The 14244-nt window shown below is 56.9% G+C and carries 11 protein-coding genes and 1 pseudogene; all 12 read left to right on the top strand.

The window, feature by feature from the left end; all coding sequences use genetic code 11:
- The first annotated feature begins 358 nt into the window (after positions 1-358).
- The 12 genes and pseudogenes from P1S46_08140 to P1S46_08085 all read left to right on the top strand — a co-directional run bounded on the left by P1S46_08140 (position 359) and on the right by P1S46_08085 (position 14011).
- Entirely contained in the window at positions 359-2215 is a 1857-nt protein-coding gene (locus P1S46_08140; protein ID MDF1536452.1) for a cytochrome C, read from the top strand.
- 320 nt (positions 2216-2535) lie between these two features.
- The gene (locus P1S46_08135; protein ID MDF1536451.1) at positions 2536-4299 is read left to right on the top strand and encodes a hypothetical protein; all 1764 of its coding nucleotides are present in this window, start codon (positions 2536-2538) and stop codon (positions 4297-4299) included.
- Between the two features lie 194 nt (positions 4300-4493).
- Positions 4494-4787, top strand: a complete 294-nt coding sequence (locus P1S46_08130; protein MDF1536450.1) for a hypothetical protein — start codon at positions 4494-4496, stop codon at positions 4785-4787.
- 274 nt (positions 4788-5061) lie between these two features.
- On the top strand, positions 5062-5580 hold the full coding sequence (locus tag P1S46_08125) for a hypothetical protein (protein MDF1536449.1): 519 nt from the start codon (positions 5062-5064) through the stop codon (positions 5578-5580).
- Between the two features lie 45 nt (positions 5581-5625).
- Positions 5626-6417 (top strand): 4Fe-4S dicluster domain-containing protein, encoded by a 792-nt coding sequence (locus P1S46_08120; GenBank protein MDF1536448.1) that lies wholly within the window; start codon positions 5626-5628, stop codon positions 6415-6417.
- Complete coding sequence (nrfD, locus tag P1S46_08115) at positions 6417-7634, top strand: polysulfide reductase NrfD (GenBank protein MDF1536447.1); 1218 nt, start codon at positions 6417-6419, stop codon at positions 7632-7634. The genes P1S46_08120 and nrfD overlap by 1 nt, the downstream gene beginning before the upstream one ends.
- A gap of 10 nt (positions 7635-7644) precedes the next feature.
- Positions 7645-8769, top strand: a complete 1125-nt coding sequence (locus P1S46_08110; protein ID MDF1536446.1) for an acetoin utilization protein AcuC — start codon at positions 7645-7647, stop codon at positions 8767-8769.
- 29 nt (positions 8770-8798) lie between these two features.
- Positions 8799-10496 (top strand): hypothetical protein, encoded by a 1698-nt coding sequence (locus P1S46_08105; protein MDF1536445.1) that lies wholly within the window; start codon positions 8799-8801, stop codon positions 10494-10496.
- A gap of 153 nt (positions 10497-10649) precedes the next feature.
- Entirely contained in the window at positions 10650-11192 is a 543-nt protein-coding gene (locus P1S46_08100) for a helix-hairpin-helix domain-containing protein (protein ID MDF1536444.1), read from the top strand.
- 222 nt (positions 11193-11414) lie between these two features.
- A pseudogene (gene cysE, locus P1S46_08095) lies at positions 11415-12059 on the top strand (serine O-acetyltransferase).
- Between the two features lie 345 nt (positions 12060-12404).
- The gene (locus P1S46_08090; protein ID MDF1536443.1) at positions 12405-12851 is read left to right on the top strand and encodes an Rrf2 family transcriptional regulator; all 447 of its coding nucleotides are present in this window, start codon (positions 12405-12407) and stop codon (positions 12849-12851) included.
- A complete protein-coding gene (locus tag P1S46_08085; GenBank protein ID MDF1536442.1) occupies positions 12848-14011 on the top strand; it encodes a cysteine desulfurase family protein in 1164 nt (387 codons plus the stop codon). The genes P1S46_08090 and P1S46_08085 overlap by 4 nt, the downstream gene beginning before the upstream one ends.
- Positions 14012-14244 lie beyond the last annotated feature (233 nt).

The following is a 14244-nucleotide window of genomic DNA, read 5'->3' as shown; positions in this document are numbered from 1 at the left end:
AGACCAGGTGGTAGGGGTAGATGTTCTGAATGACCCTCAGTGGACGTCCCATGCATGAAGGAATGCAAAGTCATTGCCAAAGTGCTCTGACACCGGGGGAGAGGAAAAGGGGAAGAGGCGGGTCTTTGACCGTTCTGGTAGACAGGATTGCTGATATTGAAATTCAGTTTTGAATGAACGAGATATAAAAAACTACCGGCTAAACCTGGTGGTTTTTTATATGTGAATAACTTCGCAAACAAGGTACACAGTAGATGCTTGACGAACATGGATTATTGTGCGAAATGAAGCAGTTACGTAAGTGCAATGGAAAGAGTCTTTTGTGAACAATGGAACAAATCCGCAGGGAGACCACTTAATGACTGACGACAAGAGGATTTTAGAGAGGGGACTGTGGCGGAACCCCATGAGCTATCTGGGATTCATCATGTCCATCGTGGCGGGGCTCCTGATCGCCCTTCTGCTCATCATAGACTTTCTCGCCAACGTCCATTCCGCCTATCTGGGTGTTCTTCTCTTTTTCATCCTGCCGGTCTTTTTCATGGCCGGCCTGTTTCTCGTCGCATGGGGAATGTGGGACGAGCAAAAGCGCAGGAGAAAGACATCGCCTGTAGAGATACCGAGGTTCCCGATCCTGGACCTCAACCTGGGGGCCCATAGGACCCGGTTCACCGTATTCATGGTGGGGACCATCTTTGTTGCCCTGCTGCTGACGGTGATCGCCTACGAAGCCTACCATTTCACCGAGTCGCTCACCTTCTGCGGCGAACTGTGCCACGAGGTCATGGAACCCGAGGCCGTGGCGTCCCAGAACTCCCCCCACGCCAAAGTGTCGTGTGCCGGATGCCACGTCGGGCCCGGTGCCGGGTGGTATGTCAAATCGAAACTTGCCGGAACGCGGCAGTTATTTGCCGTGCTCCTGGACTCCTTCCCGAGGCCCATCCCCCCTGCCATCCAGCACCTGAGACCGGCGAGAGAGACCTGCGAGGAGTGTCACTGGCCCGAAAAGTTCTACGGCTCAAAGCTCAAGGTCCACACCCATTTCGGGTTCGATGAGCAAAACGTCGCCCACGACGTATCCATGCTGGTCCGGATCGGCGGGGGGGAAAGCGCCGCCAAAGAGGGCGGATCCGGTATCCACTGGCACATGCTCGCCGACAAGAAAGTCACCTTCCAGGCGGCCGATCCCGGGCTGCAGGTCATCCCCGTCGTGTGGGAAGAGTACGGGGACGGCACCGTGGTCGAGTACCGCATGGAGGGTTACGAGGAAGAAGAGGGAGGCGGTGGCAAGGATGGTCACGCTCCAGAGGTTCGCCTGGTGGACTGCGTTGTGTGCCACAACCGGCCCACCCACATCTATAACTCACCTGACAAGGCCATGGACAAGGCCCTGGTGGAAGAGGCTATCGACCATAAACTTCCCTACATAAAGAAGGTGGGCGTGGAAGCCCTCATCGGGGATTATGCCAGCCACGAGGAAGCGGCGGAAGCGATCCGGGAAAAGATCTGGAGCTTCTATAGGGAAGGGTATCCCGGGATCGTGGACAGCAAAGCAGCGGCCATCGAGGATGCCGTCAAGGTCGTCACCGGGATACACGAAGTGAACTTCTTCCCTGAGATGAACGTCAGCTGGAGTGAATACCCGGACAACATCGGCCACTGGATCTCACCCGGATGCTTCCGGTGTCACGACGGCAAGCATGTGTCCGAGGATGGCAAGGTGATCCGGCGCGACTGCGAGATCTGCCACACCATGCCCCGGAGTTCGGTCAGCACCCATTGGGCCGAGATGGTTCCCAAGGGGCAGGAGTGGGACAACTGGCATCCCTGGGACCTGAAGTACCGGCATGCCGAGATGAACTGCAACGTCTGCCATACCGGCGGCCTGCCGCCTGCGAGGGATTGCGCCACATGCCACGAGCAGAAGGGCGTATCCGAGTATGACGAGAACGTGGGAATGGGCGATTTCGAGTGTTCCGAGTGCCACCTGGACCTCCAGAAGGTCCAGCCCACCATGGATTGTGTCGATTGCCACGACGGCGAACTGGCTGAACTTCACCTCGACGTGGACGAGCACCTGGAGGACGGGTGCCTGGTTTGCCACACACCCCATGCATGGGTGGTTCCTGACCGGGAAGCATGCTACCAGTGCCACGACGACAAGGTAGAGCACAACGCGGGGGATGCCTGCTACGAGTGCCACGATTTCAAATAAAATTCCGCACCCGGAACCTGAACAATACCGCTTCGGCCCGGCTGAAAAGCCGGGCCTTTTTTGTGTTTCCAAGTGATTAGATCAAAACCCAGGTCTTGATTTTCTCCAGCCGTCGCCAAAGGCTAGGGCAGCAAAGTATTGAAAGTGTAAAGTTAAATTATTTATATTTTTGTTTGACGGAATATTGATGCTTGAATCGCCCTAAAATGTTGATATTTATTAATTTTTTTTTATTTAAAACGCTTGTTTTTTATTCCCGGGATCGTGTAAAAGGACGTCTCGCCTTTCAAATGTGTTATTCTTTTCGGATGGAGGAGCAGTTGATCGACCAGGAAGATAGACATAGCCGGGCCATGAGAGAACTGCGGGATCAGGTCACCGCCCTGGCGGAGCGGGTTGCAAAACTCGAAGCCTTGTCAGGTGAAAGGACACCGGTTTTCCAGGAAGCCGTACCTGTGCAGGGTGACATCCCTTTCATCGAAGCAAAGAGAAAACAGAGTCCCTGGTCTGTAGGAGGATTGGCAGCCATCATGTCCCGGGGGGCTGTCGTAAGCCTGATCCTGCTTCTCGCCCTGATTCTCAGGACACTTACGGACAGCGGCGCCCTGGGTCCCAGGCCGGGGACCCTTCTTGGCATCGGATACGCCACCGCTCTTGAGGCAGCCGGTCTTTTCATGTACCGGAAAAAGCTTCCCCTTGCTCCCATTTTCAGCATCAGCGGAGTTCTCCTGCTGGTGGCGGTGGTACTGGAGGCCCATGCCGGGTTCGGTTCCATCTCCACGGTGCCGGCCTACGCCATCCTCGCCGTTGCGGGAAGCGGGATGGCAGTGATCAGCTGGACCCAGCGGGCCACGATCCCGGTTGGCGTGGGAACCCTGGCCGTGCTTCTGGCTGCACTGCCCCTGGCTTTTCCAAAGCCCGATTTCGTTCCCCTCGCCGTTTACCTTCTCGCTGTCAACATTATGGCTTTCTCCGCGGCACGACTGCCCCGCGGCTGGTGGCTTCGGATCCTGGTGTATCTCTTTACCTCAACCCTGTTTTTCCTTTGGAGTTTCGCTCTGCGCTCTGAAGCGCTCAGGCTCGGTGCGGTTCCAGGCACACTTGCCTGGTTTTTCACCTTGGTGGCCGTCTTCCTCGCCTACTACATCGGGATATCGGTGTACGCCATCTGGAAAAGTGATCACGATACCCGGCGTCCCTTCGACAACATCCTCCCCACGGCGGCATCCGCGGGCGCCTATGTTGCCGCCCTCATGGTCGTCTCAGCTTTGGGGGAGGGCTTAAAGGTCCTCGGCGTCTCGGGGGTCCTGACAGCGAGCGCACTGCTGGGGATCGCTGCCCTCAAGGCCGGAAGAGCCGGTGCCGGGACGAAGGGAGCCAACACTTTCGCCTTCCCTGCCGCGCTGCTGCTGGCCCTTTCGTTCAGGGACCTTTCAGGGGAATCGGTGATCGCCCTCGCCATCCTTTCCTGGGCGGCGATCAGCCTCGCATGGCTTTCGGCGCGGTGGAAAAGCGCCGGGGTCAGGGTCACCGGGTATTTCCTGCAGGGAACGGTTCTGGGCGCCTCGGGCCTCCTGCTGCTCATGTCGCCTTCCGGGACCCACTTCGCCGCCACACTGGCCGGCATGACGGTAATAGCCGTGGTCGCCCTCGGACATTACCACATCGTAAAGACAACGGACCCGCCGGGCGACAGCCTGTATTTCGGGCGACTGGACCGGAACGATGTCAGCGGGGCGATCCCGCTCCTGGTCAGTGTCGGGGCCGCTTTCCTGGCCCTGCGAGCCGGCCTGTATGCGGGTCTTGGAGACGGGGCCGCCTTTACAGCTGGTCAAAGCCTGATCCTTAACCTCGGCGCCCTTGGCCTGTTCATGATTGCCCGAAAACAGGTCGATGCCCAGATCAAATGGGTTGCCGTTCTCGTTACCGTACTGGGCGGCGGCAAGGCGTTCTTCTACGATCTTTTCAAGATCAAGGGGCTTCCCGTGGTCGCCAGCGTCTTTTCATTCGGAATGGCCGCCGCGGCAGGCTCCTGGGTACTCGGACAGTGGCACCGGTTGACGGAAAAACATGGTATAGGGTGATATAACCGGTGAAAAATTACGGTCATACCGTTCGGCTGGTTCGGATATCACTGACAGGTAACAAGCAGGGTCGCGATAAGTCCCGCCTGGTCTTTTGCGAAGTCATCAATACTTGACCTGCCGATTTTCTTGTTATCCTGTTATGGAGAGGTTTATATTTCCTGATACAGGCCCGCGTTTGAGGAGGCGCTTAATTGAAAGTTACCTGGAAAAAACCGTGGACAGTGATCTTCTGGATATTGTCCCCGGATCGCTACGAAACGGAAGAGGGGCCCGGTCCGGAATACCGGTCACGGTTCAGCGAAAAGGGGTTCTGGAGGTGGCTTTTCGCATCCGAAAAGTTTGAAGAGGAACCGGAGATAAGGCTGCACAAACCCCGCTTCGGAGACAGATCTTTCATCAGTTGGCTCTTCGCGTCAGAAGGGAAACCGGTTTCGGAAACCCGGGGCAGGGATGTCAACCCTCCCCATAGTCACGGGGACGAATAATGATAGAGTCGCAAAAAGTCCAATCCGGGACTTTTCGCTTCACGGAAAGGGAAAAGCGTGGTTTCCCCTTCCCTCACGGATCAGTGGCCTGTATTTCAGTCACTGATCCGGGCGCCCTTCCCATGTGCGGCTATTCATTGATTTGGGCGCCCCGCGCGGGGCGCGTTGATGACTTTTTGCGACGCAATCAAAGTTACGGGAAAATGCGCCTTCCGACAAACCAGCCGGCAGCGTAACGAGGTTCCCCGAAACGCTGCGGTGAGAGGTACTCATTATGGAACACACCAAACATCTCTGGCGAGCGGTTCTCATCATCGTCATTGTCATCGCCTTGTACATCGTCGGGAGGGTGGTCATTGTTCAGGCCCTCTATCCGACCTTCGGGAAGTACGGTCCCTATCGGGGCGATGCATTGCGGGAGGAGAAAGCCCTTCAGGTCCAGCATGGAGCGGGTGCCGAATCGTGCGCCAGTTGCCATGAGGACAGGGTGAGCGAATTCCTGGAGACCGCACACGCAAGCATCAACTGCGAAACCTGCCACGGTCCTCTCAACAGCCATGTTCATTTCGAGAAGATCGAGGATTTCATGGCGAACCCTGGGAAATACGAGTGGTCTGAAGAGATGGAGATCCAGCAGGCCAAAGATCTCTGTATCCGCTGTCACGAAGCCCAGCCGGCGAAACCCGATCATTTCCCGCAGGTGCGTATCGTCGAACATCTGGCGGAAATGGACGTTGAAAATTCGCCGAATGTGTGCCTGGACTGTCATGATCCCCACGATCCTTCCATGTAGTCAGAATCACCTGGAGATCTTGAGATTATGATGCGAGGAGTCACCATGAAAGAAACGAGCAGAAGAAATTTCCTGCGAACGACGGCGGGCGCATTGCTCGGCAGCGTCGCCGCGGTCGCCTTCGGCCTCATTCCCGGACGGGTTAAAAGGGCACTGGCCGGCACCACGGTTCAGCCTGAAATGGACCTGACCGGCTACAACCCAAGGGAACACCTTTATTCCTACATAATCGATCTGCACAAGTGTATCGGTTGCGGCTCCTGTGTCCAGGCGTGCAGGCGTGAGAACAAGGTGCCCACGGGGTTTTACCGCACCTGGGTCGAGAGGTACCAGAAGGGACCTGAATCGGACCATGCCCACATCGATTCGCCCAACGGGGGACTTTACGGTTTTCCGGCTGCCACGGCCGGGGTTTCAGGTGTTTCCAAAGCCTATTTCGTTCCGAAAATGTGCAACCATTGCAGTGAAGCGCCGTGTGTCCAGGTGTGTCCCTTCGGGGCATCCTTCAAGAGCCCGGACGGTGTCATGCTGGTGGACAAGGAACGCTGCATGGCTTGCGGCTACTGCGTCCAGGCATGTCCCTATGCTGCCAGATGGATCAACCCCGTCACCCACGTTGCGGACAAGTGCACCTGGTGCTACCAGCGAATCACGAAGGGTCTCAAGCCGGCCTGCGTGCAGGCCTGCCCCACCGGCACGAGGCGTTTCGGCGACATCCGCGACCCCTACGATCCGGTCACGAAGGTCCTGGCAGAGGAGAGGGTCGGCATGCTTCAGCCCCAGTTGCTCACCAAACCGAAATGCTACTATCTCGGCCTTGACAAGGAGGTCCGCTGATGTTGGAGACAGTCGGTTATGTATTTCCCAACGACCTCCATATCCACTGGTCGCTGATGATCGTCATATACCCCTACATTACGGGGCTGGTAGCCGGGGCTTTCGTGGTTTCGTCCCTGTATCACGTGTTCGGGATCAAACAGCTCAAGCCGGTGGCCAGTTTCGCCCTCATGGCATCCCTGGCGTTCCTCCTTGTCGCCACCTGGCCCCTGCTCAACCACCTGGGGCATCCCATCCGTGGCATGAACGTCATCCTCACGCCCCAGTTCCAGTCGGCAATGGCCGGTTTCGGGTTCTTCTACACCGGTTACCTGTTCATCCTCCTGCTGGAGGTCTGGCTGGTCTTTCGGAAAGATATCGTGACCTACGCCAGGAGAACGCGGGGCTGGAGACAGCGGATCTACAGGATCCTGACTCTGGGTGTCTACGACATCTCGGAAGAGGCCCTGGAGGTGGACCACAAGGTCACCAACTTCCTCGCCGCCATCGGTATCCCCGGAGCGTTCCTGCTCCATGGATACGTCGGGTTCCTTTTCGGTGGAGTCAAGGCCAACCCCTACTGGTCCACCCCGCTCATGCCCATCATCTTCATCTTTTCGGCCGTGGTTTCCGGGATCGCCGCCCTCATCGTCATGTACCAGATCATCATGAAGCTGAAAGGGTTCGTCATCGACAGGGACTGCATCGACACCATGTGCGGCTGGCTGTGGATGTTTCTCATCATTACATTCTCGCTGGAGCTCCTGGCCGAGATCTCCATGGCCTACGAGAAAGCCGAGGAGTGGGAGATCGTCCACGAACTGCTTTCCGGCCCCTTGAGTTTCTCCTACATGGGGCTGCAGATCGTCGTAGGTGCGCTTATTCCCCTGATGCTCCTCGGGATTATCGTACTGTTGAGGAAGAGCATGGGCGACAGGGTCGCCAACACCCTGTCTTTCATCGCCGCCACACTGCTCCTTATCCAGGTTTTTGCCATGAGGTGGAACGTGGTTATCGGCGGGCAGATGATCTCCAAATCGCTGTCCGGTCTTCGGGAATCGTACCATCCCGCGATGTTCGAGAAAGAAGGGGTCCTTGTCGGCATCTTCATCATGGCCGTCCCGTTCCTGATCATCCTGGCGGCCGAATACATGCTGCCCATGTTCAAGTATTCGGAGGAGCAGACCAGAAACCTTAAAGAGCCGTCTGTCTCCGAAGCTGGTCCGTCCTGCGAATAACCGTCCGGTCATGGATCAACTTCTTGTTTATTCACCATTGTACCGCACCTTCAGCTACGGACCCCACCATCCGCTGAGGCCGACCCGCCTTTACCTGACCCATTACCTCATGGAGGCCTGCGGTTTTCTGGACGGGCCGGCAGTAAGGCAGGCCGAACCGGTTCCCGCCACACGGGACCACCTGCTGAGAACCCATTCCGCAGGTTACCTCGAGGCCCTTGAGGCAGCCAACGGGGGAGAACATTTCCCCGGCGCCCTGAAATGGGGACTTGGTCTCGGGGACAACCCCATTTTCGCAGGTGTGTGGGACTGGAGCCTCCTGGTGTGCGGCGGGAGCCTCATGGCCCTTTCAGAGGTCGCCGAGGGTAACTGTTCCGTAGCGATGCACACCGGGGGCGGTTTCCATCATGCCCATCACGCCAGGGCGGCCGGGTTCTGCTACCTGAACGACCTGGCCGTGGCTATCGCCGACCAGGTGGAAAAGGGTAGAAAAACCCTTTACCTGGACATCGACGCCCATCACGGAGACGGAGTCCAGGAGGCGTTTTACGGGTCGGACCAGGTCCTGACCGTTTCCATTCACGAGACCCCCGACCATCTGTTCCCCGGCACCGGCTACGAAAGGGAACTGGGGGAGGGGAAGGGGTACGGCTACAGCGTCAACGTCCCCCTGTCCCCCGGATCGTCCGATCCCACCTTCATCGACGCGTTCGAGGCGGTCGTGCCCCCCCTCCTTCGTTCCTTCTCTCCGGACCTGGTGGTCGTTCAGCTTGGCGTCGACACCATGACGGGAGACCCTCTCGCTCATCTCATGCTGACGACCAGGTCGGTGGAACATGCCCTGGCGCGGCTCCTGGAGATCCACAGCGGGGATATCATGGTCTCCGGCGGGGGCGGTTACGAGATGGACACCGTGGCCCGTTCCTGGACCCTGGCATGGGGGATCCTCACCGGGCAGGAGGTTCCCGACGAACTTCCTGAAAGCTACCTTAAGGAACGCAGGAAGTACGGGGCAACCGGCATCGGCCAGCTGACCATCAGGGATCCGAAACCCGACCCGCCCCCGGACCAGGTCCTGGCCCACAGGCATCTCAACCAGACGCTTAAATCGCTGCGTGAATTCGGGGTGATCTAAGCATGAGACATTATTAGGAGGGTTTGCCAGTGCCTGACCAAATGCCCATTCCAGATACAGGCATTAACATGACAGGCGATTATCGTTCTCATGCGGGAGCTGCCGCAGTGGTGCTGACGGTTTTCTATGTTGGCATAGCCTGGGCTCAGCGGTTTTTCATGGACGATGCTTTCATATCGTTCCGCTACGCGGCAAACCTGGTTCACGGCCACGGTCTGGTGTGGAACCCTGGTGAATTGCCAGTCGAAGGTTATTCCAACTTCCTTTGGGTCCTGATCATGTCAGTCCCGATCAGGCTGGGCGCGGACCCGGTTTTGTTCAGCATGGTGCTGGGCATTCTTCTGTTCACCATGGCTTTGGCTGCTCAGTACCAACTGGTTACCCTGGTGACAGGCGAGCCGTGGGCAGGTGTGGCAGGAGTTCTGGCCCTGGGAGGGCTTTACACTTTCAGGGCCTTTGCCACGGGAGGGTTGGAGACCATGCTCCAGACCTTCCTCCTTCTTTTCTCCGTGTGGCTGGCGGCGGAAGTTTCCGCGCGTCGGGATCTTCGAAACAGCAAACTCCTGTTGCTGTCACTAGTCGTTGGCGCGGCCTTTCTAACCCGAATGGATTCTGCTCTCATTGCCGCTCTACTCCTGACCTGGATTGCCTGGCTGCTGATCAGGTATCGCACGGAAAAACGATGGACTGGTTTCATTGCTCTTATAAGCCCCCTCTTTCTGATATCGATCTCATGGCTGGCCTGGAAATATAATTATTACGGTTCTATTTTGCCCAACACCTTCTACATAAAGTTCCCTTCCGAGCTCGTCTCCGCTTACGGACTTTCCTACGTTCACACCTTCCTGGTTTCGTATTTTTTTTACCCACTCCTCCTCTTAATAATTGTGGCGATTTTTCGAAAGCCCCGATTAGTGCCGCAAATCATATGGGTTCTTTCCTGGATCTGCTTAATGTGGACGGCCTATATAATCAGGGTGGGCGGCGATTTCATGGAATACCGGTTCATGGTCCCCGTTCTCCCGCTATTCATAGTAATCCTGGTGTGGGCGACCTGGATAATATCCCGGTCTTTGACAATAAGGGGATTGGTTCTCATCCTTGTGCTGGCAGGATCGGTTCATCACCAGTTAACCCACCGGGCCAGTCCTGAAAACCCCTTGATCGAGTCTACAAAGCAACTCCAACTTCATTTGTCAGATGAAGGAATGGCATGGATATCCACGGGGAAAGTTCTGGGGCAGCTTCTTCCGGATGCTCCTGGAGAACCTGTGACAATTGCTATAGTGGCTGCTGGAGCTGTTCCTTACTATTCGAACCTCAGAACCATAGATATGATGGGTTTAAGTGACAGGTGGATCGCCCAGAACGGTCTTTATGCTCCCGCCAATGGCCCTGGCCATAAACGGATCGCCCCCTTAAGTTACCTGATGGAACAAGGTGTTCATATTCTAATTGGCCATCCGGATCCCAGCAGCTTTATGGCAACCTTTCCCACATACGTTTATAAAGCCATTTTGTGGAGCGTATTCAATGAGAAGGAGAACGTTCGCCAACTTCCGTCCGTCGTGGACATCATTGAAATCCCGGTTACAACTAAGAAAAAATTGGTCGCTATTTATCTCCAAAAGCATGAACGAATTGACGATCTGATCGCTCGGGGCTTTTTCAGAAGCTACAAAGTTAAGATCAACGGAGATGCCGCAACGGTTGGGGATGAGTCCTGATGTCGGCACTTTTCTGTTTGCTTCCCACTGAGATAAAGATACATCGACTTGCCAGGCCACATAGCAACCAGCAGTGAGCTGTGAACTCCAACTGCGCCTCACGTCCTCAGACCTGTGCCCTATGGCTGGCAACAAACTTGCACCTTGCCAGTCATGAACTTTGACAAGCGCCAGGCACGCATAACCCTTCTCCTGTTTCTCTTCATCCTCATTGCCGGACAGGTATGGCTGTACTTCAACAGGCCCATCTATCCTGACCTCGCACGATTCCCCGAAAAATGGCCGTCCCAGGGATATCTTCTGGACGCGAGCGCCCTGAAAGACAGGGCTCTGGCGGCGTTCCCCGCCGGGACCACCACAGGCGGGGCGATCCGGCAACTGAAACTTCGTCTGGACACGCTCGGGTCCGGTTTTTGCCTTCCCCGGGCCGGAGTCCTTTTCAAAACCGATGGCGGCTGGAGTGTCCGCCCCATGAGCCAGTCGGAAAGGCACGTGTGGCGCATCCCCATGGAGCTTTCAAAGTGCGCACCGGAGGACCTGGAAAGGATCGGCGGCATCGGGCCGGTTCTGGCCCGCAAGATCCACCGATTCGTCCAAAACAGAGGATACCTGGAATCCGTGGAACAGCTGGACGCCGTTCCCGGCATCGGCCCGAAGAAACTGGAGGCGCTCAAAAGAGAATTGGCGCTCCAGTAGCCGGCGCGAAGCTCGATGATCAAAGCACGAAGAAGGAGCTTAACCCACATTTCTCACCCGTATCCGCCGCCGCAGCGGAAGGCTGGTGAGAAGTGCGGGTTCATCTTCGTTTTTTGTTCTTTGTCCAGGATTCAGCCACCCTGCTGCGCTTCAATAGTTGACAACATCCGTTGGGTAAGCTAAGTTTCGAACAACCAAACTCTCAAGTCTGGAATTGTAACCATGTTTGATAAGATCAGAGCGGATATCAGAACGGTCAAGGAGAGGGACCCGGCCTGCCGGAGTTCCCTGGATGTTATTTTCAGCTATCCGGGGTTCCACGCCCTCTTTTTTCACCGTATCGCCCACCGGCTCTGGGGCTGGAAACTCAAGTTCCTGGCCAGGCTCACCTCCCACATTTCCCGCATGCTCACGGGCATCGAGATCCACCCGGCGGTCAGGGTGGGGAAGGGTTTTTTCATCGATCACGGCATGGGTGTTGTCATCGGCGAGACCACCGAGATCGGCGACAACGTCACCCTGTACCAGGGGGTTACGCTGGGAGGCGTGAGCCTCAAGAAGGAAAAAAGGCACCCCACCCTCCGTGACAACGTGGTGGTGGGGGCGGGGGCCAAGGTGCTTGGACCGTTCGAGGTGGGTGAAAACAGCCGGATCGGCTCCAACTCGGTCGTCGTCAAGGAGGTTCCCCCGAACTCCACGGTGGTGGGCATCCCGGGACGGATCGTGATCAAGGAAGGCAGGAAAGTCGACGAGGTGGACCTGAACCACCAGGTCATGCCCGATCCGGTGGCCCAGGCTTTCAACTGCATGATGGACCAGCTTCAGCTCATGAACAAAAGGGTCAACGAGCTTGCCCAGAGACATGATCAGGACGAAGAACAGGATCAGGTCCAGTTCGAAAACCTTCGCTGCAGGCTCGAAGGCATCGTCAAGAAAACCATCGAAGAGGCCGCGAAGGATTACGATGCCGGGGAAAAAAAGGGTAAATCAGAGGATGCCGGGGAAAAGGCCGATAAGACAGATTGACAAGCTGTTAAAGTTGATGACTTCGCAAAAAGTCATCAACGCGCCCCGCGCGGGGCGCCCAAATCAATGACGTGCACCGTAAGTCATTTATTTGTAAGGAAAGGGAAAACGACGCTTTTCCCTTTCCGTGGAGCGAAAAATCCCGCCTGGACTTTTTGCGACCCTATCAATAGTGGAGGATCCGGGATGAAGATCACAACACGCTCGAGCTACACCGTCAGGGCACTTCTGGACCTTGCCCAGCATTCCATCGACGGCAAACCTGTTCGCCTGTCCGATATCTCCGAGCGTGAGGGGATTTCCCACCCCTACCTGGAGCAGCTGTTTAACCGCCTGAAGAAGGTGGACGTGGTCCGCGGACGCAAGGGGCCCGGAGGAGGCTATATTCTGTCCCGGGAGGCTTCCGATATCTCTCTTGGAGAGGTGATCAGGGCCGTGGAAGGCGCGGAAAAGCTGTTCCTGTGCACCGAGGAGAGCCACGAAAGGGAAGGGTGCGACCGCTATCCCGGCTGTGTGACCCACTTGCTTTGGGAAAGACTTTCCTTGAAAGTCCAGGGTTTCCTTACCTCCATCTCCCTCGCGGACCTCCTCGCCGAGGCTGACTCCTTAGAGGTTAAAGGAGACAGTAAATGAGCGGTATCTACCTGGACCACAACGCAACCACCCCTGTGCGTCCCGAGGTAAGGGACCGGATGCTGCCTTTCTTCGGTGAACTGTTCGGGAACCCTTCTTCAGCCCACGGTTTCGGACAGGTTATCAAGCCCCACCTGGAAGAAGCCCGGAACCGCGTTGCCGGCCAGCTGGGAGCGTCTCCCGCGCAGGTCGTTTTCACCAGCGGCGGCACCGAGAGCGACAACGCCGCCATCAAGGGCGTGGCCTTCGCCGCTGAGAAGGGACACATCGTCACTTCGGTCATCGAACACCCGGCCGTCATGCAGTCGGTGTCGTGGCTGGTCAAAAAAGGGTTCGAGGCCACCTACGTTCCGGTTGGATCGGACGGGATCGTGGATCCCGGCGAGGTGAAAAAAGCGATCCGGCCCGACACCATCCTCGTGTCGATCATGCACGTGAACAACGAGGTGGGGACAGTCCAGCCCATCGAGGAGATTTCGTCCGTTACACGCCAGGCCGGTGTCCTTTTTCACTCAGATGCCGTCCAGAGTTTCGGCAAACTGGCCACGAAAGTGGATGACCTCGGTGTGGACCTCCTGTCCATGGCGGGCCACAAGATCTACGGACCCAAGGGGGTAGGGGCCCTGTACGTCCGGAAGGGCACCCGAATCGACCCTCTCATCATCGGGGGGCACCAGGAGAAGAGGCGCCGCAGCGGCACCGAGAACATCGCCGGGATCGTCGGGTTCGGGGAAGCCGCTGTCCTGGCCGAAGCCGAAAGGGAAAAGGTCTACGGCCGCCTGGCGGGCCTGCGCAAAAAACTCGTGGACGGCCTGACATCCTCCATTCCGGAGATCACCATCAACGGGGACCTCACCCGGGCGTTCCCCTCGACGGTGAGCGCCAGCGTCGGCCACGTGGAGGGCGAGTCCATGCTCCTGTCCCTTGACATGGAGGGGATCGCGGTGTCCACCGGTTCGGCCTGCTCCTCCGGCTCCCTGGAACCTTCCCACGTCCTCGTGGCCATGGGGATCCAAACGGTTCTGGCCCAGGGCACCCTGCGCTTTTCCATGGGGCGGGGAACCACCGAAGAGGAGATCGATCAACTGCTTGAGGTCTTCCCGGGCATCGTGGAGAGGCTCAGGAGAATGTCGCCGCTGTCGGCAAGCAGAGCGTGCTAGGGCGAATTTCACATTTCACATTTCAAATTTGACAGGGTCGCAAAAAGTCCAATCGGGACTTTTCCTGGTTCATTAATGTCCTGGGGAAAGGGAAAAGTGTCGTTTTCCCTTTCCTTACAATGACTGCTGATAGATCACCAAAGTCTGTGCGAGACTTTGGCTCAACGGGAAGGGGAAAGCGTGGTTTTCCCTTCCCTCACGGAGGCTACTGTAATATCGCCAAAGTCCGGGTA

This window comes from bacterium, from assembly GCA_029210545.1.
Taxonomy (GTDB): domain Bacteria; phylum BMS3Abin14; class BMS3Abin14; order BMS3Abin14; family BMS3Abin14; genus JARGFV01.
Note: the sequence above shows the minus strand (reverse complement) of the source record. Positions and strands in the feature narration are given on the sequence as shown.

What these genes read in the sequence shown, in the direction of transcription:
- P1S46_08085 (MDF1536442.1), top strand. Translation starts at nt 12,848, where the DNA reads ATGAGCGGTATCTACCTGGACCACAACGCAACCACCCCTGTGCGTCCC.
- P1S46_08100 (MDF1536444.1), top strand. Translation starts at nt 10,650, where the DNA reads ATGAACTTTGACAAGCGCCAGGCACGCATAACCCTTCTCCTGTTTCTC.
- P1S46_08110 (MDF1536446.1), top strand. Translation starts at nt 7,645, where the DNA reads ATGGATCAACTTCTTGTTTATTCACCATTGTACCGCACCTTCAGCTAC.
- P1S46_08120 (MDF1536448.1), top strand. Translation starts at nt 5,626, where the DNA reads ATGAAAGAAACGAGCAGAAGAAATTTCCTGCGAACGACGGCGGGCGCA.
- P1S46_08090 (MDF1536443.1), top strand. Translation starts at nt 12,405, where the DNA reads ATGAAGATCACAACACGCTCGAGCTACACCGTCAGGGCACTTCTGGAC.
- nrfD (MDF1536447.1), top strand. Translation starts at nt 6,417, where the DNA reads ATGTTGGAGACAGTCGGTTATGTATTTCCCAACGACCTCCATATCCAC.
- P1S46_08125 (MDF1536449.1), top strand. Translation starts at nt 5,062, where the DNA reads ATGGAACACACCAAACATCTCTGGCGAGCGGTTCTCATCATCGTCATT.
- P1S46_08140 (MDF1536452.1), top strand. Translation starts at nt 359, where the DNA reads ATGACTGACGACAAGAGGATTTTAGAGAGGGGACTGTGGCGGAACCCC.